24 protein-coding genes are annotated in these 26,343 nt (G+C 55.3%); 20 read left to right on the forward strand and 4 right to left on the reverse strand.

Features of this window, described 5'->3' with window-relative positions:
- The first annotated feature begins 14 nt into the window (after positions 1-14).
- The 9 genes from bamA to hmeg3_RS10015 all read left to right on the forward strand — a co-directional run bounded on the left by bamA (position 15) and on the right by hmeg3_RS10015 (position 8,497).
- Positions 15-2,390, forward strand: a complete 2,376-nt coding sequence (gene bamA / locus hmeg3_RS09975; protein WP_094563589.1) for an outer membrane protein assembly factor BamA — start codon at positions 15-17, stop codon at positions 2,388-2,390.
- A gap of 53 nt (positions 2,391-2,443) precedes the next feature.
- Positions 2,444-2,965, forward strand: a complete 522-nt coding sequence (locus tag hmeg3_RS09980) for an OmpH family outer membrane protein (protein WP_198361816.1) — start codon at positions 2,444-2,446, stop codon at positions 2,963-2,965.
- Between the two features lie 110 nt (positions 2,966-3,075).
- A complete protein-coding gene (gene lpxD, locus hmeg3_RS09985; protein ID WP_094563590.1) occupies positions 3,076-4,152 on the forward strand; it encodes a UDP-3-O-(3-hydroxymyristoyl)glucosamine N-acyltransferase in 1,077 nt (358 codons plus the stop codon).
- Positions 4,145-4,609: a 3-hydroxyacyl-ACP dehydratase FabZ gene (gene fabZ, locus hmeg3_RS09990; protein ID WP_050477075.1), complete on the forward strand. Its 465-nt coding sequence runs from the start codon at positions 4,145-4,147 to the stop codon at positions 4,607-4,609. Before lpxD ends, fabZ begins: the two co-directional genes overlap by 8 nt.
- Before the next feature lie 3 nt (positions 4,610-4,612).
- Positions 4,613-5,401, forward strand: a complete 789-nt coding sequence (lpxA, locus tag hmeg3_RS09995) for an acyl-ACP--UDP-N-acetylglucosamine O-acyltransferase (RefSeq protein WP_094563591.1) — start codon at positions 4,613-4,615, stop codon at positions 5,399-5,401.
- Positions 5,402-5,414: 13 nt separating this feature from the next.
- Positions 5,415-6,566, forward strand: coding sequence for a lipid-A-disaccharide synthase (lpxB, locus tag hmeg3_RS10000; RefSeq protein ID WP_094563592.1), 1,152 nt, complete (start codon positions 5,415-5,417; stop codon positions 6,564-6,566).
- A 5-nt stretch (positions 6,567-6,571) separates the two neighbouring features.
- On the forward strand, positions 6,572-7,195 hold the full coding sequence (gene rnhB, locus hmeg3_RS10005; RefSeq protein ID WP_094563593.1) for a ribonuclease HII: 624 nt from the start codon (positions 6,572-6,574) through the stop codon (positions 7,193-7,195).
- Between the two features lie 9 nt (positions 7,196-7,204).
- Positions 7,205-7,996, forward strand: a complete 792-nt coding sequence (locus hmeg3_RS10010) for an RNA methyltransferase (protein ID WP_094563594.1) — start codon at positions 7,205-7,207, stop codon at positions 7,994-7,996.
- A gap of 45 nt (positions 7,997-8,041) precedes the next feature.
- Positions 8,042-8,497 (forward strand): DUF6314 family protein, encoded by a 456-nt coding sequence (locus tag hmeg3_RS10015; protein WP_094566241.1) that lies wholly within the window; start codon positions 8,042-8,044, stop codon positions 8,495-8,497.
- Between the two features lie 7 nt (positions 8,498-8,504).
- On the opposite strand, the gene hmeg3_RS10020 is transcribed toward hmeg3_RS10015, so the two are convergent.
- Entirely contained in the window at positions 8,505-9,359 is an 855-nt protein-coding gene (locus hmeg3_RS10020; protein WP_094563595.1) for a pyruvate, water dikinase regulatory protein, read from the reverse strand.
- 399 nt (positions 9,360-9,758) lie between these two features.
- Between hmeg3_RS10020 and ppsA the strand changes: the two genes are divergently transcribed.
- The 3 genes from ppsA to hmeg3_RS10035 all read left to right on the forward strand — a co-directional run bounded on the left by ppsA (position 9,759) and on the right by hmeg3_RS10035 (position 13,688).
- A complete protein-coding gene (ppsA, locus tag hmeg3_RS10025) occupies positions 9,759-12,116 on the forward strand; it encodes a phosphoenolpyruvate synthase (RefSeq protein WP_232511941.1) in 2,358 nt (785 codons plus the stop codon).
- Between the two features lie 162 nt (positions 12,117-12,278).
- A complete protein-coding gene (locus hmeg3_RS10030) occupies positions 12,279-12,722 on the forward strand; it encodes an NfeD family protein (protein WP_094563597.1) in 444 nt (147 codons plus the stop codon).
- A 51-nt stretch (positions 12,723-12,773) separates the two neighbouring features.
- Positions 12,774-13,688, forward strand: a complete 915-nt coding sequence (locus hmeg3_RS10035) for an SPFH domain-containing protein (protein WP_050477066.1) — start codon at positions 12,774-12,776, stop codon at positions 13,686-13,688.
- Positions 13,689-13,790: 102 nt separating this feature from the next.
- Here the strand turns inward: hmeg3_RS10035 and hmeg3_RS10040 are convergent, their stop codons facing one another.
- A complete protein-coding gene (locus tag hmeg3_RS10040) occupies positions 13,791-15,197 on the reverse strand; it encodes an ATP-binding protein (protein WP_094563598.1) in 1,407 nt (468 codons plus the stop codon).
- A gap of 3 nt (positions 15,198-15,200) precedes the next feature.
- Positions 15,201-15,890 carry a response regulator transcription factor gene (locus hmeg3_RS10045; protein WP_094566242.1) on the reverse strand — a complete coding sequence of 230 codons (690 nt, stop codon included), beginning with the start codon at positions 15,888-15,890 and terminating at the stop codon, positions 15,201-15,203.
- Between the two features lie 414 nt (positions 15,891-16,304).
- Here hmeg3_RS10045 and hmeg3_RS10050 point away from each other — a divergent pair, with 414 nt between their 5' ends.
- Positions 16,305-17,006, forward strand: a complete 702-nt coding sequence (locus hmeg3_RS10050) for a hypothetical protein (RefSeq protein WP_094563599.1) — start codon at positions 16,305-16,307, stop codon at positions 17,004-17,006.
- Positions 17,007-17,189: 183 nt separating this feature from the next.
- Entirely contained in the window at positions 17,190-18,692 is a 1,503-nt protein-coding gene (locus hmeg3_RS10055; RefSeq protein ID WP_232511942.1) for a tetratricopeptide repeat-containing glycosyltransferase family protein, read from the forward strand.
- 71 nt (positions 18,693-18,763) lie between these two features.
- Here the strand turns inward: hmeg3_RS10055 and smpB are convergent, their stop codons facing one another.
- Positions 18,764-19,213, reverse strand: a complete 450-nt coding sequence (smpB, locus tag hmeg3_RS10060) for an SsrA-binding protein SmpB (protein ID WP_007875730.1) — start codon at positions 19,211-19,213, stop codon at positions 18,764-18,766.
- A 68-nt stretch (positions 19,214-19,281) separates the two neighbouring features.
- On the opposite strand from smpB, the gene hmeg3_RS10065 reads away from it, so the two are divergent.
- The 6 genes from hmeg3_RS10065 to hmeg3_RS10090 all read left to right on the forward strand — a co-directional run bounded on the left by hmeg3_RS10065 (position 19,282) and on the right by hmeg3_RS10090 (position 26,309).
- On the forward strand, positions 19,282-19,713 hold the full coding sequence (locus tag hmeg3_RS10065) for a type II toxin-antitoxin system RatA family toxin (RefSeq protein WP_094563601.1): 432 nt from the start codon (positions 19,282-19,284) through the stop codon (positions 19,711-19,713).
- Positions 19,706-20,014: an RnfH family protein gene (locus hmeg3_RS10070; RefSeq protein ID WP_094563602.1), complete on the forward strand. Its 309-nt coding sequence runs from the start codon at positions 19,706-19,708 to the stop codon at positions 20,012-20,014. Before hmeg3_RS10065 ends, hmeg3_RS10070 begins: the two co-directional genes overlap by 8 nt.
- 165 nt (positions 20,015-20,179) lie before the next feature.
- On the forward strand, positions 20,180-21,640 hold the full coding sequence (gene guaB, locus hmeg3_RS10075) for an IMP dehydrogenase (RefSeq protein ID WP_094563603.1): 1,461 nt from the start codon (positions 20,180-20,182) through the stop codon (positions 21,638-21,640).
- A 105-nt stretch (positions 21,641-21,745) separates the two neighbouring features.
- Positions 21,746-23,326 carry a glutamine-hydrolyzing GMP synthase gene (gene guaA, locus hmeg3_RS10080; RefSeq protein WP_094563604.1) on the forward strand — a complete coding sequence of 527 codons (1,581 nt, stop codon included), beginning with the start codon at positions 21,746-21,748 and terminating at the stop codon, positions 23,324-23,326.
- 152 nt (positions 23,327-23,478) lie between these two features.
- Positions 23,479-25,683, forward strand: coding sequence for an OsmC domain/YcaO domain-containing protein (locus hmeg3_RS10085; protein WP_094563605.1), 2,205 nt, complete (start codon positions 23,479-23,481; stop codon positions 25,681-25,683).
- Between the two features lie 11 nt (positions 25,684-25,694).
- Positions 25,695-26,309, forward strand: a complete 615-nt coding sequence (locus tag hmeg3_RS10090) for a 2'-5' RNA ligase family protein (protein WP_094563606.1) — start codon at positions 25,695-25,697, stop codon at positions 26,307-26,309.
- Positions 26,310-26,343 lie beyond the last annotated feature (34 nt).

The following is a 26,343-nucleotide window of genomic DNA, read 5'->3' on the forward strand; positions in this document are numbered from 1 at the left end:
ATAAACGATAGCTAATGAACTTACATTCCGCGCATTTCCCTGCACCGACCTTTTCCCGTAGCCTGATCGCTGTTGCTGCGCTTGCCCTTTGCAATCAGGCATTCGCTGTCGAACCGTTCGTGGTCAAGGACATCCGTGTCGAAGGCATTCAGCGTACCGAAGCAGGCACCGTGTTCAGTTACTTGCCGGTGCGAGTGGGTGACACCTTCAATGACGAAAAAGGTACGGCTGCGATCAAGGCGCTTTACGCGACCGGCTTCTTCAAGGACGTTCGTGTTGAAGCTGAAGGCGACGTGCTCGTGATTCAGGTGGAAGAGCGTCCGGCGATTGCCAGTGTCGACTTCACGGGCATCAAGGAATTTGACAAGGAACAACTGACCAAGGCGCTGAAGGAAATCGGCGTCGCCGAATCGCGTATTTTCGACAAGTCGCAAGTCGATCGCGCAGAGCAGGAACTCAAGCGCCAATATTTGTCGCGTGGCCTGTACGGCGCGAAGGTCACCACGACCATTACACCGGTTGAGCGTAACCGTGTTGCAGTGAGTTTCGCTGTGGATGAGGGCGACGTTTCGCGCATTAAGCAAATCAATATTGTCGGCAACAAGGCATTCTCCGACGGCAATTTGCGCGATCAACTGAAGTTGACAACACCGGGCTGGTTCACCTGGTACACCAAGGCTGACCAATATTCCAAGCAAAAACTGGCTGGCGATATCGAGTCGCTGCGATCCTATTATCTGGATCGCGGTTATCTGGAAATGCAGATCGAGTCGACGCAAGTTTCCATTACACCAGATAAAAAAGATATCTACATCACCATCAATATCAACGAAGGTGAAAAGTACACGGTCTCCGACATCAAGCTCGATGGCGAAATGTTTGGTATGCAGGCTGACCTGGCAGCGCTGGTTCAGCTGAAAAAAGGTGATGTCTATTCGGGTACCAAGCTCACTGACAGCACCAAGAAGATCAGCGAACGTCTCGGTAATTTCGGCTATGCATTCGCCAACGTCAATGCCAATCCAAACGTTGATCGTGAGAAGAAGGAAGTTGCCTTTACCATCATGGTCGACCCGGGCAAGCGCGTGTATGTGCGTCATATCAACATTGCCGGCAATACCAAGACCCGTGACGAAGTTATTCGCCGTGAGTTCCGTCAGTTTGAAGACTCTTGGTATGACGGTGAGAAGATCAAGCTGTCGCGTGATCGTGTCGACCGCCTGGGCTATTTCAAGGAAGTCACGATTGAGACACCGGAAGTGCCGAACAGCACGGATCAGATTGACGTCAACATGAAAGTGGAAGAGAAACCGACCGGTAACATCATGATCGGCGCCGGCTTCTCACAAACTGACAAGTTGAGTCTGACTGGTTCGATTTCGCAGGAAAATGCATTCGGTAGCGGCAATACGGTCGGTATCGAAGTCAATACCAGCTCGCGTTACCGCACGATCGCTGTTTCGCAGACGAATCCGTACTTCACGGATGACGGTATCAGCCGCACTTATGAAGTGTTCCTGCGCACGATTCGTCCATCGGCCTACACCACCGGTGACTATCGCGTGAAAACCATCGGCGGTAGCGTCAAGTTCGGTGTTCCGTTTTCTGAGCTGGATCGCGTTTTCTTTGGTGTTGGTATTGAAAATACCAAGGTCGACACCGATAGTTCTAGCCCGAGCTTGTATCGTCAATACGTGCGAGATTTCGGTTCAGGTGCAGGTAGCGTTGCTGGTTGTGATGTCATCAATAATGCCGCTTGCGGTATCGGCACTGCGACAACAACCAGCTTCCCGCTGACCGTTGCATGGCAACGTGACAGCCGCGATAGTGCATTGGTCCCAACCAAGGGTGTCTACCAACGTGCCAACCTTGAAGTATCCGGCATTGGTACTTTGCAATATTATCGTGCAACTTATCAGCATCAATACTTCCAACCGTTCTGGAGCAATGCGGCGACGCTGGCCTGGAATGGCGAAGTGGACTACGGTAAGGGCTTCGGCGGCAAGCCATACCCGATTTTCAAGAATTACTACGCGGGCGGTATTGGCACCGTGCGCGGATACGAAGCATCGTCTTTGGGTAACCTGAAAGACCAATACGGTGACTCAATGGGCGGTGCATCGCGTCTGATCGCTAACGTGGAGTTGCAATTTCCGTTCCCGGGTTCGGGACAGGATCGTAGTTTGCGTTGGTTTACCTTTGTTGACGGCGGTAACGTGTTTGCCGATGGTGAACGTATTAAAATCAATGACTTGCGCTATTCCACTGGTTTCGGTATCAGCTGGATTTCGCCAATCGGCCCGCTGAAGCTGAGCTACGGTAAGCCGCTGAATGCGAAGACTGGCGATAAAGCGCAAAACTTCCAGTTCCAGTTGGGAACCGGTTTCTGATCAGCGAATCAACTGATCAGCCCATGGCATAATAGAAATCTGTATTACGGAGAATGATCTTGAAGTTTATTACTAAATCATTGATGTCGATCCAAGCTGCAACACTGGCTGTCGGCATGTTGTCGTTTGCCAGTGTGCATGCGCAGGAATCGAAAATTGCTTTTGTCAGCACCGAGCGTATTTTCCGCGAAGCCGTGCCTGCAAAGGCTGCGCAGACCAAGCTTGAAGCTGAGTTTGCCAAGCGCGAAAAAGATATCGCTGATATGGCTGCACGCCTGAAGGCACAATCGGACAAGCTGGACAAGGATGCTGCAGTATTGTCCGAGTCGGAACGTGTCAAGCGTCAGCGCGATCTGGCCGATATCGACAAGGAATTTCAGCGTAAGCAACGCGAATTCCGTGAAGATCTGAATCAGCGTCGCAACGAAGAATTGTCGGTCGTTCTTGAACGTACCAACAAGGTGATCCGTCAGATCGCTGAAGCTGAAAAGTACGATATCGTTTTCCAGGAAGCAGTCTATGCCAGCAAGCGCATCGACATCACCGACAAGGTTCTGAAAGAGCTGGCGAAGTAAGCCTGGTTCAAATCTTCATCATGCTTATCCCAGGCGCGCAGATTGTCCCGAAGAGAAATCGCCAATCTGCATTGCTTGAGCAGGTAACGCAATAATCTAAGAAGGCCAAGATGGGTATTCGGCTAGAACAGTTGGTCGAACGCTTGGGTGGCCAGCTAAAAGGCGATGCGCAGATTGATGTCAGCGGCATCGCTCCTCTGGATGTGGCGACATCGTCGCATATCACTTTCCTCTCCAATCCCAAGTTTCGATCCCAGGCAGAGCAAACGCAGGCTGCTGCGTTGATTTTGTCTGAAGTGGATGACGCAGCCGTTGCTGGTTATCAGGGTGTACGCATTGTCACCAAAAATCCTTACGCCTATTTCGCCCATGCAGCGCAATTGTTTGCGGCGCAGGCGGCAGTGCCGGTTACTGCCGGCATTCACCGCAGCGCCTGTGTGGATGAAACGGCGCAGGTGGCGGCAAGCGCGACCATCGGCCCACACGTCGTCATCGAGGCCGGCGCCGTTATCGGCGAACGCGCTGTGATTGACGCGGGCAGTTATGTCGGTCGTAATGCGCGTGTTGGTGCCGATACGCATTTCTATGCTCGTGTCACGTTCCATTCCGGCTGTGAAATCGGCGAACGCGGCATCGTGCATTCCGGTGTTGTGATTGGCGCAGATGGTTTCGGATTTGCCAACGAAGGCGGCAACTGGATCAAGATTCCTCAGGTAGGGCGGGTGGTCATTGGCAACGACGTTGAGATTGGCGCCAATACGACGATAGACCGGGGTGCATTGTCCGATACGGTGCTGGAAGACGGGGTGAAGCTCGACAACCAGATTCAGATCGCCCACAACTGCCATATCGGCGCGCATACCGCGATTGCAGCCTGTGCCGGTATCGCCGGTAGCGCCAAAATCGGCAAATACTGCTCGATCGGTGGCGCCGCAATGATCCACGGCCATATTACGATTGCCGACAAGGTGCATGTCTCGGCGGGCACACTGGCGCTTCGTTCCATCCTGGAGCCAGGGCAATATACCGGCTTTTATCCTATCGCCAAGCATGGGGAATGGGAAAAATCAGCAGCATTGGTGCGCAATCTGGGCACAATGCGTGAGAAAATCCGTGCGTTGGAAAAAACGATCAAATCGCTTACAGAGCCGCATACTGAGCAAAATACTGAGCAAAAAAATGACTAGTCTCGATATCAATCAAATCAAAGAATACCTCCCGCACCGTTATCCGCTGTTGTTGGTGGATCGCGTTCTCACATGGGAAAGCGGTAAGGACATCACTGCCATCAAGAATGTGACCGTCAACGAAGAGTTTTTTAACGGCCATTTTCCTCACAAGCCGGTGATGCCTGGTGTGTTGATGATCGAAGCGCTGGCACAGACGGCTGCTTTGTTGTCCTTTTTGACCGAAGGCCGCAAACCTGATGCCAATACCGTTGTGTATTTCGTTGGTATCGACAATGCGCGTTTCAAGCGTCCTGTCGAGCCAGGCGACCAGTTGAAGATGCATGTGGAAATTACCCGCCGTGCTCGTGGCATCTGGAAGTACAAGGCGGTGGCGACAGTTGACGGCCAGGTTGCTGTAGAAGGCGATCTGATGTGCACGATGCGCAACGCCAACGACGCCAGCCAGGCAGGCTAAGCCATGTCGCGTATCCATGCTACTGCCGTCATCGAGTCGGGCGCTCAGCTCGATTCGACGGTCGAGGTCGGCGCTTATTCCGTGATCGGCGCCAACGTTCGCATCGATGCCGGTACAAAAATCGGTCCGCACGTCGTGATCGAAGGCCATACGACCATTGGCCGTGACAATCAGATCTTCCAGTTTGGCTCTCTTGGCGCTGCACCACAGGACAAAAAATACGCCGGTGAACCGACACGCCTGGAGATCGGCGATCGCAACACCATCCGCGAATTCGTCACCTTTAATCTGGGAACCACGCAGGATGCCGGTGTGACCCGCATCGGGGACGACAACTGGATCATGGCATACGTGCACATCGCCCATGATTGCCAGCTTGGAAGCAACATCATTCTGGCCAACAACGCGACACTCGCCGGCCACGTGCATTTGGGCGATTGGGTATTCCTCGGCGGTTTTACGTCGGTGCATCAGTTCTGCCATATCGGCGCCCATGCGATGACTGCGTTCACAGCAGCAGTGAGCCAGGATGTTCCGCCATTTGTGACGGCTGCAGGCAATCGCGCTGTACCCGCCGGCATCAATAGCGAAGGCCTGAAGCGTCGTGGTTTTACGCCGGAGCAGATCGCTGCGATCAAGCGTGCGTACAAGGCCATCTATCGTTCCAGTCTGCCGTTGGAAGAAGCCAAGCAGGAATTACTGCTGCAAGAAGAAAAATCCCCTGAATCCGCAGCACACATCCGCCTGATGCGTGAATTCATCGCGTCGTCCTCTCGTGGCATCATCCGATAAAATTTCCATCGCCATGGTCGCCGGCGAAAGCTCTGGCGACCTGCTGGCGAGCCGTTTGCTATCAGGCTTGCGTCCGCGTTTGCCGGATGCGCGTTTGCATGGTATCGGCGGACCACACATGGCTGAGCACGGTTTCATCAGCGACTGGCCGATGGATAAGCTCACTGTGCGTGGCCTGTTCGAAGTCATTCCACGCTATCGCGAGATCAAGGGAATCCAGAACGCTCTGCGTGATCAGTTGCTGGCAGAGCGCCCGGCAGTATTCATCGGTGTCGACTATGGCGGCTTTAATCTCGGGTTGGAGCTGCAATTGCGCGACGCCGGTATTCCCACGATGCATTTCATCGGTCCGCAAATATGGGCCTGGCGTGGCGGGCGGATCAAGAAGATAGCGCGTGCGGTGTCGCACATGCTGGTGATTTTTCCCTTCGAGGAAGAAATCTACCGCAAGGCAGGTGTGCCGGTGACTTATGTGGGGCATCCACTGGCGGAGGTTATTCCCATGGAGCCGGATCAAGCCGCAGCACGCACAGCATTAGGCCTGCATCAAGATCGCCGTGTCGTTGCCATTCTTCCCGGCAGCCGCATGTCAGAACTCAAGTACAACACGGCGAGTTTTCTTGGTGCTGCCAGATTGCTGAAGCAGCGGGAACCGCAATTGCAATTTGTTGCGCCAATGGCCGGCGAGAAACAGCGCTCTTATTTCGAACAATTGACTTCGCAGACCAATAGCATCGATCTGGATATCAAGATCATCAGCGGGCAATCGCATGCAGCAATGGCGGCGGCGGATGCGGTATTGGTTGCCTCCGGTACTGCGTCGCTGGAAGTCGCGCTCTACAAGAAGCCGATGGTGATTGCCTACAAGATGATGCGTGCGTCCTATGAAATCATGCGGCATATGAACTACCAGCCATGGGTAGGTTTGCCGAATATTCTCGCGCGCGAGTATGTTGTTCCAGAACTATTGCAAGATGCGGCTACTCCACAGGCGCTGGCTGATGCGCTCTGGAAACAGCTGGACGATCCGGTCCATTTGCAGAATCTGCGCCAACGATTTACCGACATGCATCACTCGTTGTTACGCGATACCGCCAATGTCAGCGCGCAGGCAGTATGTACTTTGCTGGATCGTCAGCAGACGCGCTTTGCGCAAGGAGCTTAGGCGATATGGCCAGGAAACACGATTCGAATTTATCTTTGTTTGCTCTCGACGATTACGCCGGTGAAATCATTTGCGGCGTTGATGAGGCCGGACGTGGCCCCTTGGCAGGGCCGGTTTTCGCTTCCGCCGTCATTCTCAATCCGGCGCGACCTATCGTCGGTTTGCGCGATTCAAAGAAACTGAGCGAAGCAAGTCGCGACGCGCTGGCCTTGGAAATCAAGGAGCACGCGATTGCCTGGGCGATTGCCGAGTGTTCCGAAGACGAAATCGATCAACTCAATATTCTCCATGCAAGCATGCTCGCGATGCGCCGTGCGGTGGAGGCCTTGCGCACCATTCCTACTCTGGCGCTGATTGACGGCAATCGTAGCCCGGTGATGGCGATCCGCTCCGAAGCGATCGTCAAAGGCGACGACAAAGTGCCCGCCATTTCGGCAGCGTCGATTCTCGCCAAAACTGCGCGCGATGCAGCCTTGCGGGTACTGCATGATCAATATCCCCATTACGCGTTTGATCAGCACAAGGGATACCCGACTGCATTGCATCTGGAGCGTTTGCGCCTGCATGGCGTATCCCCTGTGCATCGCAAGTCTTACGCCCCCGTTCGCGCCTTGCTGGCCGGTGCCTGAGGGCCGTTGATGAAGACGATCTCTTCCCGCGACAACGCGCTGTACAAAGAACTCAAGCAACTGGCGACCAGCGCACAGGCGCGTCGCAAGGCAGGGCGCAGTCTGCTCGACGGCGTGCATCTGGCGGAAGCGTATTTGCAGCAGGCAGGCAAGCCCGAATTGTGCGTCGTCGCCGAGAGTGCGGTGTATCACGCTGAAGTTGCACCGGTGCTGGCTCAGTGTGAAGCCGAGGGCAGTCAGTGCATTTGTTTGCCGGATGCGTTGTATCAGGTGTTGAGTCAGGTTGAAAACGGCGTCGGCTTGTTGCTGATTATCGCAACGCCTCAGCCGCAAGTGCCGGTAGCATTGACGGCATCGGCAGTTTTGCTCGATGGCTTGCAGGATCCGGGCAATCTCGGATCAATTTTGCGTAGTGCGGCGGCGGCTGGAATTCGTCAGGTATTTTGCTCGGCAGGCACTGCCGCTGCGTGGTCGCCGAAGGTGTTGCGAGCAGGCATGGGCGCACATTTTTTGCTCCAGATTTTTGAAGGCGCCGATTTGCTGGGCCTCTGCAAGACCAGCAAAATTCCCGTATTGGCGACCAGTTCGTATGCACAGGAAACCATTTATCAGATCAATCTGACGCAAGAAGTCGCCTGGCTGTTCGGCCACGAAGGACAGGGCGTCGCCGACGATTTGATGGACGCCGCCGGCGTCAAAGTGGTGATCCCGCATCTGGGCCAAATGGAATCGCTTAACGTTGCAGCAGCAGCGGCAGTCTGTTTCTTTGAGCAAGCCCGGCAAAGGCAGGGCGGCCGCTGAAGGTGGTTTGCCTGACTACTATTGATATTGAAGACGGACGCGTACATGCATCCTGACCTCTACGCTTATTTCACTGGAAGCTGGCGCTTCACGCGCAGCATGCTTGGCACGGACAAGCTTGTCATCGGTGAGGCCGATGGATGTGCTGAATTTCATTCTTGTGAAGCGAACTGTTTGCAATACAAGGAATCCGGTCAATTACGTCTGGCGGCTGACCAGCGCATCGTGTCGTTCACCCGGAGGTTTGACTATCGGATTGAGGGCGACGTTGTCCATGTCGCCTTTGCCGATGGTGTTCAGGCTGGGCAGGCGTACCAGAGCTATCGATACGATCCGGCGCAAAAAGCGCTATTACCGCTTGAGATCCACCTTTGCATCCTGGATCGTTACGACGGGCGCTATGTATTGATCGATGCGGACCGCTTCGATTTGCATACGCGTATCGAAGGGCCACATAAAGACTATCTGCTCCACACACAGTTCAAGAGAGCAATCGGTTGAGTTGGAATCAGCGAGTGTCCGGCTTGATTTCCTGCAGAATCGTCGCCGCAATTTCCTCGATCGATTTGGCAGTGGAGGACATCCAGCGTATGCCTTCGCGTCGCATCATTTTTTCTGCTTCATTGATTTCGTAACGGCAGTTTTCAATCGCAGCGTATTTGCTGCCGGGACGGCGTTCGTTACGCACTTCCGAGAGGCGCTCCGCCGCGATCGTCAGGCCAAAGATTTTCTTTTTGAAATTGACAAGTCCGCTCGGTAATTTATCGCGTTCGAAATCCTCGGGAATCAGCGGGTAGTTTGCCGCCTTGATGCCGTATTGCATGGCCAGATAGAGGCTGGTCGGTGTTTTTCCTGAACGGGATACGCCAACCAGAATGACATCGGCGCTGGCCAGATTTTTGTTTGACTGGCCGTCGTCGTGCGCCAACGAGAAATTGATCGCCTCAATACGGTTTTTGTATTCTTCCGAATCGGCCGTGTTATGGCTGCGGCCAATGGTGTGCGTCGATTTGACCCCGAGCTCTTGCTCCAACGGTTCGACGAAGGTCTGGAACAAGTCCATATGCATCGCCTTCGATTGGCGGATGACGGCCGACAGATCCGCCTTGACCAGCGTCGAGAAGACGATGGGCGCCTTGCCATCGGTTTCTGCCACTTCGTTGATGCGGCGGGTGGCGTCATAGGCTTTGTCGAGTGTATCGACGAAAGGCAGGCGCACCTGCTTGAAGCGTAGCTCGAACTGGCTGAGAACGGAATGCCCCAACGTTTCCGCCGTAATACCGGTACCGTCAGAGACGAAGAAAACCGTGCGGTTGGCCGGAGGCAAAGGGACGGGGCAGGCGGGCGGTGCGAGATCGAGCATAGTGTTGTTAAAAAGAAAACAATAAAAAATAACGGGCCAGATGAAAAAATTGCTGGCTACCCTGTAAAATGCCATGCAACAGATTGAGAAGCTAGCTCAAAATGATCCTGACAGTGCTGCGCAAGTTGACCGAATGCCTCTGGATGTTTGCTCATGCAAACACCTTCGGAACTGCCGCGCGCCAATTATGTCAGCTCATGTATCGGAACCTGCATCAGGTATTGAGCCAAGCCGCTGTATCGATTATGTCGCCTTCGTCCCAAAATAACAAAGAACAAATGACGACTGCCGGCCGCGCGAAGATTTCTTATCATCAAACTAGAGGTTGTTATGTCCAACGCAGTAAACATGGGTTCTACCCAGGGGGCCGCATACGTAGTCTCCTTTGAAAATCTTCGCATGACGGATGTCGAGTCCGTCGGCGGCAAGAACGCGTCGCTGGGTGAAATGATCAGCCAGCTGGCCGGTGCCGGAGTCCGAGTGCCAGGTGGCTTTGCCACGACGGCACAGGCTTTCCGCGACTTTCTGGAACACAGTGCAAATGGCGGCGCAACGCTGGCTCAACGCATTGCAGATCGTCTCGTATCGCTGGACATCGAAGATGTGCGTGCATTGGCGCAAGCCGGTGCGGAGATTCGTCAATGGATTATCGACACGCCTTTCCAGCCTGCGCTGGAAGAGCAGATCAAATCTTTCTACGACAAACTGGTTGCCGACTCCACAGGTGAGATGTCTTTCGCCGTGCGGTCATCTGCGACTGCCGAAGACTTGCCTGACGCCTCTTTTGCCGGTCAGCAAGAAACATTCCTGAATGTTGTCGGCATCGACAACGTGCTCGAAGCGATGAAGCACGTATTCGCCTCGCTGTACAACGATCGCGCCATCTCGTATCGCGTTCACAAGGGCTTCACCCACGCTGAAGTCGCGCTGTCGGCAGGCGTGCAACGCATGGTGCGCTCCGACGTCGGCGCTGCCGGCGTGATGTTCACCATCGACACCGAATCGGGCTTCAAGGACGTGGTTTTCATCACCTCCAGCTATGGTCTGGGCGAAACAGTGGTGCAGGGCGCGGTCAACCCGGACGAATTTTATGTCCACAAGCCGATGCTGGAACAAGGCAAACTGCCGATCATCCGTCGCAACATCGGCTCCAAGCTGATCAAGATGGAGTTCACCGGTGAAGCCAAGGCCGGCCGCTCGGTCAAGACCGTCGATGTACCTGTTGAAATGCGCAACCGCTATTCGCTGAACGACGCCGAAATCGTCGAGCTGGCCAAATACGCCACCATCATCGAGAAGCACTATCAGCGTCCGATGGACATCGAATGGGGCAAAGACGGCCGCGACGGCAAGCTGTACATTCTGCAAGCGCGCCCTGAAACCGTGAAGTCGCAGCAAAAGGCGACTGACGCGCAACAACGTTTCAAGCTCAAGGGCTCCAGCGCCGTGCTGGCAACCGGTCGTGCCATCGGTCAGAAGATCGGTGCCGGTCCGGTGCGCGTGATTCGCGATGCGTCCGAAATGGAACGCGTGCAACCAGGCGACGTGCTCGTCGCCGACATGACCGATCCGAACTGGGAGCCGGTCATGAAACGCGCTGCCGCCATCGTCACCAATCGTGGCGGTCGTACCTGCCACGCGGCGATCATTGCGCGTGAACTGGGTGTGCCGGCAGTGGTTGGTTGCGGTGACGCTACCGATATCCTGAAAGACGGCAACCTGGTGACCGTTTCCTGCGCTGAAGGCGATGAAGGCAAGATTTATGACGGCCTGCTGGAAACCGAAATCACCGAAGTCGCACGCGGCGAACTGCCACCGATTCCGTTGAAGATCATGATGAACGTCGGCAATCCGCAGCTGGCATTCGACTTCCAGTCGATTCCAAATGGCGGCGTTGGTCTGGCGCGTCTGGAATTCATCATCAACAACAATATCGGCGTGCATCCAAAGGCGATTCTGGAATACCCGAACATCGATGCCGACCTGAAGAAGGCTGTTGAATCCGTGGCACGCGGTCACGCATCGCCGAAGGCGTTTTACGTCGACAAGCTGGCTGAAGGTATTGCGACCATCGCTGCAGCATTCTGGCCGAAGCCAGTCATCGTGCGCTTGTCCGACTTCAAGTCCAACGAATACAAGAAGTTGATCGGCGGTTCGCGTTACGAGCCGGACGAAGAAAATCCAATGCTCGGTTTCCGCGGTGCTGCACGCTATCTGGCTGCCGATTTCGCTGAAGCATTCGAAATGGAATGCCTGGCCATGAAGCGCGTCCGTAACGACATGGGGCTGACCAACGTCGAGATCATGGTGCCGTTCGTCCGTACTTTGGGGCAAGCGGAAAAGGTCATCAACTTGCTCGGCAAGAACGGCCTGACACGTGGCGAAAACGGCCTGCGCGTCATCATGATGTGCGAAGTGCCTTCCAACGCGATCTTGGCCGAACAATTCCTGGAATTCTTCGATGGTTTCTCGATTGGTTCCAACGATTTGACGCAACTGACGCTGGGTCTGGATCGCGACTCCGGTATGGAGTTGCTGGCTGCCGATTTCGATGAGCGGGATCCTGCGTTGCAAGCCTTGCTGACCAAGGTCATCTCGACTTGTCTTGCCAAGGGAAAATACGTCGGTATTTGCGGTCAGGGCCCATCGGATCATCCGGACTTTGCAGAGTGGCTGATGAAGCAAGGTATCGAATCGATCTCGCTGAATCCAGACTCAGTGATCGACACCTGGCAGAAACTGGCCGGCACTAAGTAAGCGCCAATACGGTCTAAACCTGACAAGTTTGCTTGTCAGGTTTCAGAAAACAAAAACGCGGGCTTGATGCCCGCGTTTTTGTTTTGTGCAATAGTGCGTCAGAGGCTGTTAAAGTCTTGCCAGCAAGCAGTGGCTTGTCTCACATCCAAAAAGGAAATCAACATGATGGACTGGGCGATATGGTTTGTATTGGCCGGACTGGCAATCGGGGTGGAGCTCTTTACCGGAACATTTTATTTATTGATGATCGCCATTGGCCTGGCCGTCGGCGGTGGTGTTGCCTTGCTTGGCGGGGCCGCCGAGTGGCAGTTCCTGGCGGCGGCTGTCGTCGGCTTCGTCGCGGTAGGTTTGCTGCGTCGCAGCCGCTTTGGGAAAATGAACAAGGAAGCCGCCGCGCGCGACCCAAATGTCCTTCTGGACATCGGGCAGGCAGTGCACGTCGAGCTCTGGACGGATCTCGACGGCACGCCGACATCGCGTGTGCGTTATCGCGGCGCCGAATGGGACGTGGAACTGGCTCCCGGCAATGCAGTTCAGGCCGGTCAGTTCATCATCCGGGAAATACGCGGCAGTCGTCTGATCGTCGCGCACGCGGTTGTGCAGTAGGCCTTACTTGGCATTAGCTGTAATCAAGCTTCATTTACAAGGGGAATTTCTATGTTCGGTAGCGTCACGCTGGTTATTTTTTTCATCGCGATCATCTTCGTCGTCAAGACCATCAAGGTCGTGCCGCAGCAGCACGCCTGGGTCGTAGAGCGGCTGGGCAAATATCATGCAACGCTCGGGCCAGGGCTTAATATCGTGGTGCCATTTATCGACCGTATTGCCTACAAACACATTCTTAAAGAAATCCCATTGGATGTGCCTCCACAGGTGTGCATCACGCGCGACAACACGCAATTGCAGGTCGACGGCATCCTGTATTTTCAGATCACCGATCCAATGCGTGCCTCTTACGGCTCATCGAACTACATCGCTGCAATCACACAACTGGCGCAAACCACCTTGCGCTCGGTCATCGGCAAGATGGAGCTCGACAAGACCTTTGAAGAGCGCGATCACATCAACACCACCATCGTCAGCGCTATCGATGAGTCCGCCGAGAATTGGGGCGTTAAAGTCCTGCGATACGAAATCAAGGATCTGACACCGCCAAAAGAAATTCTGCACGCGATGCAGGCGCAGATCACCGCAGAACGTGAAAAACGCGCACTCATTGCTGCCTCGGAAGGTCGCAAGCAAGAGCAGATCAACATCGCGACCGGAGAACGCGAAGCATCCATCGCTAAATCGGAAGGTGAAAAGCAGGCATCGATCAATCGCGCCGAAGGGCAGGCCGCGGCCATTCTGGCGATTGCAGAGGCTAGCGCCGAAGCGCTGCGCAAGACCGCAGCGGCGATTCAATCACCCGGTGGCGCAGATGCGGTCAGCCTGAAAGTTGCCGAGCAATATGTCGCCGCATTCTCACAATTGGCCAAAACCAATAATTCGATTATCGTCCCCGCCAATCTTGGTGACATGAGTACCTTGATCGCCAGCGCAATGCAGGTCGTAAAGGCTCAGCAAAAGTAGTCAGGTGGAAGTCGCCAAGAACAAACGGAGCGCAAAAGTGAAAAGCGCCTGAAAAGAGATTTTCAGGCGCTTTTTTATGTCGATGTTCTCAGGTCTAATTTCTCAGGGGTGATGGTCGTTGCTGCCTGCAGATGACGGCAAAGGATCAATGCTGTCGTAAGGCAACGAGATGTTCACGCACAAGCCGCCGTCGATGCGATTGAAGGCGCGGATGGTGCCGCCGTGCGCCTCGACGATACGTCGTGCAATGGTCAATCCAAGGCCATAGCCATGCGTGCTTTTTTGCGTACGTGTGCTGCGGAAGAAGGGTTCGAAAATCAGTTGCAATTCGTCTTCCGGCACGCCGGGGCCACGGTCAATGACAGAAATCTGCACCTGCTTTTTTTCCTGATCCACTAACGTGTTGATGGCAACCACGGTATCGACCGCGGTCTGCTTGATGGCGTTGCGCACGACGTTTTCAATCGCCCGGTAGAGAAGCTCTGCCCCCCCCTTGATGACGGCATTGGTGCGGGCCTGGCCTTCCACATGCCGGTCTATCGATTCAGCCTCAAAGCGCGCATCGTCGATGATTTCACCCAGCAAATCCTCGATGCGGATGTGATCTTCCATTGCGCCCGTAACGCCTGCTTCTAATCGCGACAGCGTTAGCAGTTCTCCGACCAGTTTGTCCATGCGCACGCCTTCGCGTTCGATGCGCTCCAGTGTAGCGGCGGTTTTTTCCGGTTGCAGGCGCGCCAGGCCTATCGAGGCCTGAAGTCTGGCGATGGGCGAGCGCAATTCGTGGGAGACATCGTGCAGCAAGCGGCGCTGACTTTCCATCAGTGCACGCAGTTTGTCCGTCATGCTGTCAAAGTCACGACCGAGATCAGCCAGTTCATCACTGCGTTTGCTCATCAGCGGCGCCAGACGATCATTCAGATTGCCTGAAGCTGCATTGGCAAAAGCCGATTTGAGTTGGCGAATCGGTTGCGAAAAATACCAGGCCAGCAACATCGCAAAGAGCAGGCTGGCGACCGTCGAGACCAGCATCGGCATCATCGGGAAAGAAAATGGCGGCGGCGGGGGCGGCGGATTCTCATGACGCGGCTCCCGTCCGCTATTCATGTGCGACGGCGACGGCAGGAAGAGCAGGTAAGTATGTCCGTCGGAAGCCTTGATTTCTTCGACCACGCGACGACGTACTTCAGTGGTCAGCAAGGAACGTGCTTCCTCAATCAATTTGGGATTGACGTCGCGTCCGAGCAGCTCCTGCTGATCTTCGTTCACGACATACACCTGATGTCGCTCAGCGTTGAGTATCAGCTTGCGCAGCGCCTCGGTGCCGCCATATTGGAGTGTCGCCGCAGCGGAACGGATGGTGAACATCGCCGGCGGGCTCAGATCGAGATCGGTGACGCGTTGATTGCGTTCACGGTTCTCGAACGAGAACATGATGCCCACACCGATGATGGCGGTCATCTGCGCCACCATGATGAAGAAAAAGAACTTCCAGAACAGCCGGCCCACCGATTACTCCTTGATGAACTGGTAACCCAAGCGATAGACGGTCTGGATACAGGATTTGTCGCTGCCGAGCGTGGAGATCTTTTGTCGAATGCTGCTCAGATGCACGTCGATGTTGCGGTCAAAACGTGCAAGAGGCCGGCCCAGGCCTTGTTCGGAAAGATGTTGTTTGCTGACTGGTTTGCCCGCGTTGCGCGCCAGGACTTCAAGCAGATTGAATTCGCTGCTTGTGAGTTCCAGCGGGCGGCCTGACCAGGTAGCGCGGCGCTGTTCCGGCCACATGGAAAGGGCGCCGACTGCCAGTGGCGAGTAAGGGCTGTGATCCGGATTGTCGATGACGGTGCGGCGCAGGATGGCGCGTACCCGTGCAGTCAGCTCGCGCGGCGTGCAAGGCTTGGGGACATAGTCGTCGGCACCGAGTTCGAGACCGATGATACGGTCGGTGTCGTCGCCCTTGGCTGTCAGCATCAAGACAGGAAGATTGCTCTTGGCGCGGATACGGCGTAATGTTTCCAGCCCATTGAGGCGAGGCATCATGACGTCGAGCACTACGATGGCATATTGGTTGGTCAGGGCTTCGGCAACACCTGACTCGCCGTCATAGGCAACGCGGACTTCAAATTTTTCTTGCTCAAGATATTCCTTGAGCATATCAACGAGTTCAATGTCGTCGTCTATCAGTAATACTTTTGACATCGTTGTTTGCTTCTCTTTCTTTGATTGCTGCTGCATTTCGGATAGTTCAATCATATGCGCAAAACGGCTGCGGACGGTACAACGGTAACGATTAGTGTCTTCATCTTTACACTTTTTTACCCGGGTTCCCGTGCATTTGATCGTTGGAAACTATGCCTTTTCCCGGGGCGAAATAGTGTCATCCCGGCAATGCTGAAACAGCGCAAGAAGTATCGTGGATACCGACTGGAAAAGTGCCATTGATCAACTTAAATTTACCCCAATTTACACACCCGGACCGGGATTTACATGTGCGTATCGCCGATACTTGTTAGGTGCACAGACAACACTTTCCGGGTTTTTACTGTGAGGTGCAAATGACGACAGAGAAGTATGTCCGTCTATGCAGGGGCAACTAGTCAGAGGGAGAACAACATGAGCATCAGCAGCGTATCCGGCAGCAATCTTTTTTCCCTGGCCGATCTGGGAGGCATCACTGGCATTGATCAGACCAGCGCTACGGTCGGTTTTTCCGATTTTCCACCGCCGCCGCCACGTCACGGTGGCAGTTTCATGGATGCCATCAAAGAAGTGCTGGCAGCACTGGACGCTGATACAAGCGTCGCCACTTCCAGTACTGTCACAACTACATCAAGCGACGACGTGACATCGACAAAGAATGTCGACGCTGCATTAAACAGCTTTCTGCAAAATCTCCTGATTGCCCTGCACTCGGAAAGCGCTCCGAACTCTTCGACTGACAGCAGCACCGATACAGGCAGCACCACTTCAGCGTCGGCAGTGGCTGCTGCTACCGCGTCTTCGGCAGCAGCAGCCAATCGTCCACCTCCGCCGCCACCCGCTGATGGGCGTCTCGAAGCCGATCTCACCAAACTTGTTCAGTCGCTATCGGCGTCTGAGTCCAGTACGTCTTCGACGGATACGGCAACGTCGACCAGCGACTCAAGCAGTTCTGGTTCTGCTGCAACCAATACCGATCTGGAAAGCAGTTTTGCGAATCTTCTCAGTGCGCTTGGCGACTCGGGTGGCACATCGCTAAGCAGCTTCCTGCAGAGCATTACGACCAAATTGCATGCAACGCCATCTAGTGGCAACATCATCAACACAACGGCATGAGCCACGCAACCGACAGGAACTCTGATGCAGAATCACACCGCGCCTCGCGCACTGGTATGGACGGGATGGATTTGATACATGCTGCATGACAAGCTTTTGCGAGACCCTGCGCATCTGCAAGAGCTGATGCATTTGCTGACACAGAGCATTACCGCAGACGTGCAGGGGAAGTCCGAAGAGGCCATGGCTTCTTTGGAATTGGCTATCAAGCTTGATCCTGGCTTCGTCCCTGCACTGATGCGTCGCGCCGACCTGTTGCTGGCGGCAGAGCGCTATCACGAAGCTATCGCTGCCTACGACGATTGCCTGACACGTTTTCCCGCTTTGCTTGAGGCGCGTCAATCGCGGCAGCGCGCGCTGTTTCTTGCGCTGGAGCAGTCCGAGATGGCGCTGGAAGAATCCCCTCTGGATGCCGATCTCTGGTGTATGCACGCCGAGCTGCTCACGCATCTGGAGCGCTTCGACGAAGCGCTGTCCTCACTGGATCGTGTGCTGGCATTTGCGCCGTCGCATCTGCAAGCGTTGAATCAGCGCGGTAATGTCTTGCTCTATTTGAATCAGCATGAAGAAGCCGTACTTTGCTACGACCGTATTCTTGCGCATTCAGCCGCCAACGCTGCAGCCATCTTCAACCGCGGCAACGTCCTCCAAAAAATGAACTGCCTGAATCAGGCGCTTTGGTGTTACGAGCAGGCACTGACCTTGCAACCAAACTTCCCGGAGGCGGAGATGGCGCAGAGCCATTGCTTGTTGTTGCAGGGAGATTTTGCCGGTGGCTGGCAGCGGCATGAGGCGCGTTGGCGAACTCCACAGCTGCAAGGGCAAGAAATGTTTCCGGAAATACCGGCATGGCTGGGCGAGCCATCCCTGGAAGGGCGGAGCATTTTGCTCTGGGCGGAGCAGGGGCTGGGAGATACGATACAGTTCGCACGCTATATCCCGCTCATCGCAGAAGGCGCTGCAAAGGTCACCGTCTGCGTACCGGAAGCCTTGCACAGGCTCTTGTCGTCGTTTGAGACACTGCCCAACGTCACTATCGTCGTAAACGATCTGGGCCTCGCACCGCACGATTTCCATTGTCCTTTGATGAGCTTGCCGCTGGCCTTGAGTTGGAAGCTGGCGACGATTCCTTCCGGCGCGCCTTATCTGCGCGCCGACAGCAATGCGCTGCAGCAGTGGTCATCGATACTCAATACAGAGTCGGCGCAGAACGCAGGCTCTGCTGCTCATTTGAAAGTAGGCATGGCGTGGGCGGGCAGGCAGGTCGGCGTAGTGAATCACACGCGCGATATTCCCTTGCGCTATTTACGGCCCCTGGCAGATATTCCCGTGGATCTGATCAGCCTGCAACGCGAGATTCCAGAGGGCGATGTTGCCGAGATCGAGATATGGCAAACCATGCGCCGTTTCGAAACATCGATGAGCGATATGGCCGAAACGGCGGCATTGATCAGTCATCTCGATCTGGTCATCAGCGCTGATACCGCCGTCATTCATCTTGCCGGCGCACTCGGCAAACCAGCGTGGTTATTGCTGCGGTACGAAAGCGAATGGCGCTGGGGGTGGCAAACGGGCACGTCGCGCTGGTATCCGACGGTCAAGGTGTTTCGTCAGAAAGTCCGTGGTGATTGGTCCGGGGTGGTGGAAGAGGTTGCCGAATGCCTGCGTCTGGCAGCCGGCAAATAAGATCCTGAGAACAGGATTCTGATAGAGCGCCGTTGAGTAGGGCGTGTCGCCGGTGAAGCCAGCGCCGCCAATCAGCGGCGGTGCGTCTTCATGGCAGCCTGGATTTCGCGTTGGCTGTCGCGTTGCTTTTCTGTTTCCCGCTTGTCGTGTTGCTTCTTGCCCTTGGCCAGGCCGATCTCGCATTTGATGCGGCCTTTGCTGAAATGCAAGTTCAGCGGCATCAGCGTATAGCCAGAGCGTTCCACTTTACCGATCAGTTTGGCAATTTCTGCCGCGTTGAGCAGGAGTTTGCGAGTGCGGGTGGTTTCTGGATGGACGTGCGTGGACGTGCTGGTCAGGGCGCTGATGTGCGCGCCGAACAGAAAGATCTCGCCGTTGCGAATCGTCACATACGCTTCCTTGATCTGTGCTTTGCCGGCGCGGATAGCCTTGACTTCCCAGCCTTCCAGGACGATGCCTGCTTCGAAACGCTCTTCGACGAAGTAATCGAAAAAAGCTTTTTTATTATCAACAATACTCATCTAATCGGAAAATCCGTGGTGTCGGTTAAAATTTCAACTTTGCGATTTTATCAAACGGACCACCTTTCATGGCAGTCGTACATAAAACAGTCCTGATCAATTACAGCGCGGAGCAGATGTTCAAGCTCGTCGACCGCGTCGAAGATTACCCCGAATTCTTGCCCTGGTGCGGTGGCGTAGACGTTGAAGAGCGTCAGGGCGACAAGCTCAAGGCCAAGCTCAAGATCAACTATCACGGCCTCAAACAGTCTTTCACTACCGAAAACACCAATGTGCCGCCAAGCAGCATGACCATGCATTTGGTGGAAGGGCCGTTCAAACATTTCGAAGCACGCTGGAATTTCAAAGTGCTGCGCGATGATGCCTGCAAGATCGAATTCGACATGCAGTACGAGTTTTCGAGTCGCATTCTGGAGTCGGTGATCGGGCCGGTATTTAGCATGATCGCCAACAGCTTTGTCGATTCTTTTTGCAAGCGTGCAGAACAGATATATGGCTGAAGCGGAACAATTGCAAGCAGATCAGTTGCAAGTCGAGATCTGCTATGCCACGCCGGATCTGGAGATCCGCAAGCCGGTTCGCGTCAACGTCGGCGCAACCGTCCAGCAGGCCATTATGCAAAGCGGTCTGCTGCGGGAGTGTACAGCAATCGACCTGACCGTTTGTCGCGTCGGTATCTACGGCAAGCTGAAAACACTGGATACAGTGTTGCGTGACCAGGATCGTATTGAGATTTATCGACCGCTGATTGCCGATCCGATGGATTCGCGCCGACGCCGGGTGCAGAAGAAGGGCGGTTGAGCACTGCGCGGCCTGGCTTGGGCGGTGGCTGCGCGCGGGAGTGATTTTTGACAACAAGTGCGCCCGCGCCACACCTTGAGTGCATATTTCACGGAAAAATCAAGGTCTCCGCGACGAGCGCAAAAGTTTTCTGTATAATTCGCTTTTGCGCCTATAGGAAATGCTATGCGTCTTCTCCAAAAAGCACTCACATTCGATGATGTGCTCCTCGTCCCGGCTTATTCGGACATCCTCCCTAAAGATACTTCCCTTGCCACGCGTCTGACACGCAACATTCGCCTGAACATTCCGCTTATCTCTGCGGCAATGGACACCGTGACTGAAGCACGCCTGGCAATTGCCATCGCGCAAGAAGGCGGTATCGGCATTGTTCACAAGAACCTGACGCCGAAAGAGCAAGCGCGCGAAGTATCCAAGGTCAAGCGTTTTGAGTCCGGTGTGGTGCGCGATCCGATCACGATCCCGCCGACCATGAAGATCCGCGAAGTCATCGCATTGTCCGAATTGCACGGCATCAGCGGCTTCCCTGTCGTTGAGGGCAGCGCCCTGGTTGGTGTGATTACCAACCGCGATCTGCGTTTTGAAGAAGATCTCGACGCAGAAGTGCGCGCCAAGATGACGCCCCGCGACAAGCTGGTTTACGTCAAAGACGGTGCCGATCCGGAAGAAGCCAAGCGCCTGATGAACAAACACCGCCTTGAGCGCGTGATGGTCATCAACGACAACTTCGAGTTGCGCGGCCTGATCACTGTTAAAGATATCCAAAAGTCGACAGCCCATCCATTCGCCAGCAAAGACAGTCAAGGCAAGCTGCGCGTCGGCGCTGCGGTCGGTGTCGGTCCGGACAACGACGAGCGTATCGAGTTGCTGGTCGCGGCAGGTGTGGACGTGCTGGTCGTCGATACCGCCCACGGTCACTCGGCAGGCGTATTGAATCGCGTCAAATGGGTCAAGACACGCTTCCCGCACGTTGACGTCATCGGCGGCAACATCGCCACCGGCGCGGCTGCCAAGGCGCTGGTCGAACACGGTGCGGATGCGGTCAAGGTCGGTATCGGCCCAGGCTCGATCTGCACCACGCGTATTGTTGCAGGCGTCGGCGTGCCGCAAATCTCGGCTATCGCCAACGTGGCAAAAGCACTCGAAGGCACCGGCGTACCGGTCATCGCTGACGGCGGCATCCGCTTCTCGGGTGACGTTTCCAAGGCGCTGGCTGCGGGTGCTTCCACCGTCATGATGGGCAGCATGTTTGCCGGTACTGAAGAAGCACCGGGCGAAGTGATTCTGTTCCAGGGCCGCAGCTACAAGTCGTATCGCGGCATGGGCAGCGTCGGCGCGATGACCGATGGTTCCGCCGACCGCTACTTCCAGGACGGCGAAAACAACGCTGAAAAGCTGGTGCCCGAAGGTATCGAAGGCCGTGTTGCCTACAAGGGCAGCGTGCTGGCGATTCTGTATCAACTGGTCGGCGGCGTGCGTTCTTCCATGGGTTACTGCGGTTGCGCCACAATCGATGAATTCCGCGAAAAAGCCGAGTTCGTCGAGATCACCTCGGCGGGGATGCGTGAGTCGCATGTCCACGATGTGCAGATCACCAAGGAAGCCCCTAACTACCGCGCCGACTAAGCAAGGTGACGATAGTGACAAAAGGCCGCGCCACTTAGTTTTGGCCGCGGCCTTTTGACTTATTTTTGCCGCTGAAAACTTTCAAACTTGCCTACCTCCACAGCCATGCACTCAAAAATTCTGATCATTGATTTCGGTTCCCAGGTCACTCAGCTGATCGCGCGTCGCGTACGCGAAGCCGGCGTGTTTTCCGAAGTCTTTCCTTATGACGTGAGCGACGAATTCGTCCGCAACTATGGCGCTTCCGGCGTGATTCTCTCCGGCGGTCCAAACAGCGTGACTGAAGGCGACACGCCACGCGCGCCATTCGCAGTGTTTGAATTGGGTGTGCCGGTATTGGGTATCTGCTATGGCATGCAGACCATGGCTGAGCAATTGGGCGGCAAGGTCGAAAACGGCAAGCTGCGCGAATTCGGTTACGCCGAAGTGCGCGCACACGGCCACACCGCACTGCTCAAAGATATCGCCGACTTCACTACAGCCGAAGGCCATGGCATGTTGAAGGTCTGGATGAGCCATGGCGATAAGGTCAATGAAATGCCGCACGGCTTCAAGCTGATGGCCTCGACCGGCAATTGCCCGGTTGCCGGCATGGCCGACGAAGACCGTCGCTTCTACGCCGTGCAGTTCCACCCCGAAGTCACCCACACCGTGCAAGGCAAGGCATTGCTGGGCCGTTTTGTGCATGACATCTGCGGCTGTAAATCAGACTGGAACATGCCCGACTATATCGCCGAAGCGGTCGAATCGATTCGCCAGCAAGTCGGCACCGATGAAGTCATTCTCGGCCTGTCCGGCGGCGTTGACAGCAGTGTGGCGGCAGCGCTGATCCATCGCGCCATCGGCGATCAACTGACTTGCGTATTCGTCGACCATGGCCTGTTGCGCCTCGACGAAGGTAAGATGGTCATGGAGATGTTCGGCAAGAATCTCGGCGTCAAGGTCATCCACGTTGACGCAACCGATCAGTTCATGGGACACCTGGCCGGCGTCACCGACCCGGAAGCCAAGCGCAAGATCATCGGACGCGAATTTGTGGAAGTCTTCCAGGCCGAATCCGGCAAGCTGAAGAACGCCAAATGGCTGGCGCAGGGCACAATTTACCCTGACGTCATCGAAAGCGCCGGCAAGGGCAAGAAGGGCGCGCACACCATCAAGAGCCACCATAATGTGGGCGGCCTGCCAGAGACGCTGAACCTGAAGCTGCTCGAGCCGCTGCGCGAGCTGTTCAAGGATGAAGTGCGCGAACTGGGTGTGGCGCTTGGTTTGCCGCACGAAATGGTTTATCGTCATCCATTCCCGGGCCCAGGTCTGGGTGTGCGTATCCTCGGCGAAGTGAAGAAAGAATTTGCCGACCTGCTGCGCCGTGCGGACGCGATCTTCATCGAAGAACTGCGCAACACCAAGGAAGCCGACGGCCAAAGCTGGTACGAAAAGACCAGCCAGGCGTTTGCCGTTTTCCTGCCGGTCAAGTCAGTCGGCGTGATGGGTGATGGCCGTACCTACGAATACGTGGTGGCCTTGCGCGCCGTACAGACGCAGGACTTCATGACCGCACACTGGGCACATCTGCCGCATGAGTTGCTGGGCCGTGTGTCGAACCGCATCATCAATGAAGTGCGCGGCATCAACCGTGTGGTCTACGACATTTCCGGTAAGCCGCCTGCAACGATTGAGTGGGAATAATGTTTTCGTAAGAACGCATTATTTGCTCGCTTTATTCGCTGCGTGGTTGACTATCAAAGCCCTGTTTTTACAGGGCTTTGTATTCTGGGTACCGCATCGGTGGCGGATAATAGCGGCGACATCATTTTCAGCATCACTTTTGGAATTCCCCCATGGAAATTAAAGTCAACTTTCTCGATAAGCTGCGCCTTGAAGCCAAGTTTGACGACTTCACGGTCATCGCCGACCAGCCTATCCGCTACAAGGGCGATGGCTCCGCGCCCGGTCCCTTTGACTATTTTCTGGCTTCGTCGGCCTTGTGCGCGGCTTACTTCGTGAAGTTGTACTGCAACACGCGCAATATCTCGACCGAAAATATCCGCCTTTCGCAAAACAATATTGTCGATCCGGAAAACCGTTACAAGCAGATCTTCAAGATCCAGGTGGAGTTGCCCGCGGATATCGAAGAGAGTGACCGTCGCGGCATCTTGCGCTCCATCGAGCGCTGTACCGTGAAGAAGGTGGTGCAGGAAGGCCCGGACTTCATCATCGAAGAAGTCGAGAACCTCGATGCCGATGCGCAGTCTCTGCTGACGTTGAAGCCGGACGCTGACGCCAGCACCTTCATTCTGGGCAAGGATCTGCCGCTGGAACAGACCATCGCCAATATGTCGGGCATGTTGGCGGACCTGGGCATCAAGATTGAAATCGCGTCGTGGCGCAATATCATTCCTAACGTATGGTCCTTGCACATCCGTGATGCGCACTCGCCGATGTGTTTTACCAACGGCAAGGGCGCAACCAAGGAAAGCGCGCTGGCGTCGGCCTTGGGCGAGTACATCGAGCGCCTCAACAATAACCATTTCTACGCCGGTGCGTTCTGGGGTGAAGACATCGCCGAGGCGGAATTTGTCCATTATCCGAACGAGCGCTGGTTCAAGCCCGGCCGCAAGGATGCGTTGCCGAAAGAGATCCTGGATGACTACTGCCTGGAAATCTACAACCCGGATGGCGAGCTGCGCGGTTCGCATCTGATCGACACCAACTCCGGCAACGTCAAGCGAGGCATCTGTTCGTTGCCGTACGTGCGTCAGTCGGATGGCGAGGTGGTGTATTTCCCGTCCAACCTGATCGAAAACCTGTTCGTCAGCAATGGCATGAGTGCCGGCAACACGCTGGCAGAAGCGCAGGTGCAATGTCTGTCCGAGATTTTTGAGCGGGCGGTCAAGCGCGAAATCCTGGAAGGTGAAATCACCTTGCCTGATGTACCGCAGGAAGTGCTGGCGAAATACCCCGGCATTCTGGCTGGGATTCAAGGCCTGGAAGAGCAGGGATTTCCGGTGTTGGTGAAGGATGCATCTTTGGGCGGGACTTATCCAGTGATGTGCGTCACGTTGATGAACCCGCGCACAGGTGGCGTTTTTGCTTCCTTTGGCGCGCATCCAAGCTTCGAAGTTGCGCTGGAGCGCAGTCTCACGGAATTGCTTCAAGGGCGCAGTTTTGAAGGCCTGAACGATTTGCCTCCGCCGACCTTTGAAAGCAATGCGGTGACGGAGCCAAACAACTTTGTCGAGCACTTCATTGATTCCAGCGGCATTGTGTCGTGGCGCTTTTTCAGCGCCAAAGCGAATGTCGAGTTTGTCGAATGGGACTTTACCGCTCAGGGTGAGAATTCCAATGCCGAGGAAGCGGCGACTTTGTTCGGTATTCTCAAAGAGATGGGCAAAGAGGCGTACGTAGCGGTGTACGACCAACTGGGCGCAATAGCCTGCCGGATTCTGGTGCCCGGTTATTCGGAAGTTTATCCGGTGGAGGATTTGGTCTGGGATAACACCAACAAAGCATTGTTGTTCCGCGAGGATGTGTTGAATTTGCATCGTCTGGACGATGCTGCGCTGGAGGCGCTGCTTGAGCGTCTGGAAAACAGCGAGCTGGATGAGTATTCCGATATTGCCACTCTGATTGGCATTGAATTTGACGAAAATACGGAGTGGGGCCAACTGACCGTGCTGGAGTTGAAGCTGCTGATCAATTTGGCCTTGCAGCAATTCGAGGATGCGCAAGATCAGGTGGGCGCTTTCTTGCAGTACAACGACAATACGGTCGAGCGCAAATTGTTTTATCAGGCCTTGAGTGTGGTGCTGGAGGTCACGCTCGATGACGGTCTGGAGCTGGACGACTATGTGGTCAACTTCCGCCGGATGTTTGGCGATGCACGGATGGACGCCGTAATCGGTTCTGTCGACGGCAGTGTGCGCTTCTTCGGACTGACGCCAACGAGCATGAAGCTGGAAGGTCTCGACAGACACCACCGCCTGATCGACAGCTACAAGAAATTGCACAAGGCGCGCGCCAATGCCGCGGCTGCCGTTAGCTAAGGTTGTGAATCATGGCTGAATTGGATCTGTTTGGAGAGGTGCCCCCACCTGTAGCTGCAACGCGCCAGCGTCAGCCTCGGAGCCGCCCATCCGTCGCGCCACCTCAGCACACCTGGTTCTTCGCGTTGCGTCCTGCGCTCGCTGATGCGGCGAGTCTGGATGCGTTTGCTGAAAAACTCCTGGCGTTGCATGGCGTCACCGGCAAACGTGTCGGGCCGGAACGGCTCCATATCACTCTGGAGCTGGTTGGGCACGACAGCAACGAGCGGGTGGTGGAGGCGGCATGCCGTGCAGCCGATGCGATTTGCTTTCCTGCTATCGATGCCCGTTTTAGTGCTGCCATGACATTTTCCGCGCCCAGCGGGCCGTTCGTGCTGCTCGGAGGCGACGGACTCAATGGTGTGCGTGAGCTGCGAACTGCACTTGGCTGGGCGTTGGCCGAGCAGGGTTTCAGGCCGCCGCGCACCTACGAACCACATATGACTCTTGGCTACGATCCGCGCCACCGTGTGGAGCGTATTGCCATCGATTCCGTTGGCTTTCAGATTGCCGAATTCGCGCTCGTCAAAAGTCACATTGGACTATCCCGCCACGAGGTGCTGCGTACTTGGACACTGAGTGCCTGATCGCCGACGATTGTTGGATGATCAGCGTATGTGT

This window comes from Herbaspirillum sp. meg3 (assembly GCF_002257565.1).
GTDB lineage: Bacteria > Pseudomonadota > Gammaproteobacteria > Burkholderiales > Burkholderiaceae_D > Herbaspirillum.

What these genes read in the sequence shown, in the direction of transcription:
- hmeg3_RS10015 (WP_094566241.1), top strand. Translation starts at nt 8,042, where the DNA reads ATGCATCCTGACCTCTACGCTTATTTCACTGGAAGCTGGCGCTTCACG.
- hmeg3_RS10055 (WP_232511942.1), top strand. Translation starts at nt 17,190, where the DNA reads ATGGCTTCTTTGGAATTGGCTATCAAGCTTGATCCTGGCTTCGTCCCT.
- hmeg3_RS10020 (WP_094563595.1), bottom strand. Translation starts at nt 9,359, where the DNA reads ATGCTCGATCTCGCACCGCCCGCCTGCCCCGTCCCTTTGCCTCCGGCC.
- guaB (WP_094563603.1), top strand. Translation starts at nt 20,180, where the DNA reads ATGCGTCTTCTCCAAAAAGCACTCACATTCGATGATGTGCTCCTCGTC.
- hmeg3_RS10045 (WP_094566242.1), bottom strand. Translation starts at nt 15,890, where the DNA reads ATGTCAAAAGTATTACTGATAGACGACGACATTGAACTCGTTGATATG.
- hmeg3_RS10050 (WP_094563599.1), top strand. Translation starts at nt 16,305, where the DNA reads ATGAGCATCAGCAGCGTATCCGGCAGCAATCTTTTTTCCCTGGCCGAT.
- hmeg3_RS10085 (WP_094563605.1), top strand. Translation starts at nt 23,479, where the DNA reads ATGGAAATTAAAGTCAACTTTCTCGATAAGCTGCGCCTTGAAGCCAAG.
- lpxA (WP_094563591.1), top strand. Translation starts at nt 4,613, where the DNA reads ATGTCGCGTATCCATGCTACTGCCGTCATCGAGTCGGGCGCTCAGCTC.
- hmeg3_RS10065 (WP_094563601.1), top strand. Translation starts at nt 19,282, where the DNA reads ATGGCAGTCGTACATAAAACAGTCCTGATCAATTACAGCGCGGAGCAG.
- ppsA (WP_232511941.1), top strand. Translation starts at nt 9,759, where the DNA reads ATGACGGATGTCGAGTCCGTCGGCGGCAAGAACGCGTCGCTGGGTGAA.
- hmeg3_RS10010 (WP_094563594.1), top strand. Translation starts at nt 7,205, where the DNA reads ATGAAGACGATCTCTTCCCGCGACAACGCGCTGTACAAAGAACTCAAG.
- hmeg3_RS10035 (WP_050477066.1), top strand. Translation starts at nt 12,774, where the DNA reads ATGTTCGGTAGCGTCACGCTGGTTATTTTTTTCATCGCGATCATCTTC.
- bamA (WP_094563589.1), top strand. Translation starts at nt 15, where the DNA reads ATGAACTTACATTCCGCGCATTTCCCTGCACCGACCTTTTCCCGTAGC.
- rnhB (WP_094563593.1), top strand. Translation starts at nt 6,572, where the DNA reads ATGGCCAGGAAACACGATTCGAATTTATCTTTGTTTGCTCTCGACGAT.
- fabZ (WP_050477075.1), top strand. Translation starts at nt 4,145, where the DNA reads ATGACTAGTCTCGATATCAATCAAATCAAAGAATACCTCCCGCACCGT.
- hmeg3_RS09980 (WP_198361816.1), top strand. Translation starts at nt 2,444, where the DNA reads ATGATCTTGAAGTTTATTACTAAATCATTGATGTCGATCCAAGCTGCA.
- smpB (WP_007875730.1), bottom strand. Translation starts at nt 19,213, where the DNA reads ATGAGTATTGTTGATAATAAAAAAGCTTTTTTCGATTACTTCGTCGAA.
- lpxD (WP_094563590.1), top strand. Translation starts at nt 3,076, where the DNA reads ATGGGTATTCGGCTAGAACAGTTGGTCGAACGCTTGGGTGGCCAGCTA.
- hmeg3_RS10090 (WP_094563606.1), top strand. Translation starts at nt 25,695, where the DNA reads ATGGCTGAATTGGATCTGTTTGGAGAGGTGCCCCCACCTGTAGCTGCA.
- hmeg3_RS10030 (WP_094563597.1), top strand. Translation starts at nt 12,279, where the DNA reads ATGATGGACTGGGCGATATGGTTTGTATTGGCCGGACTGGCAATCGGG.
- lpxB (WP_094563592.1), top strand. Translation starts at nt 5,415, where the DNA reads ATGGTCGCCGGCGAAAGCTCTGGCGACCTGCTGGCGAGCCGTTTGCTA.
- hmeg3_RS10070 (WP_094563602.1), top strand. Translation starts at nt 19,706, where the DNA reads ATGGCTGAAGCGGAACAATTGCAAGCAGATCAGTTGCAAGTCGAGATC.
- guaA (WP_094563604.1), top strand. Translation starts at nt 21,746, where the DNA reads ATGCACTCAAAAATTCTGATCATTGATTTCGGTTCCCAGGTCACTCAG.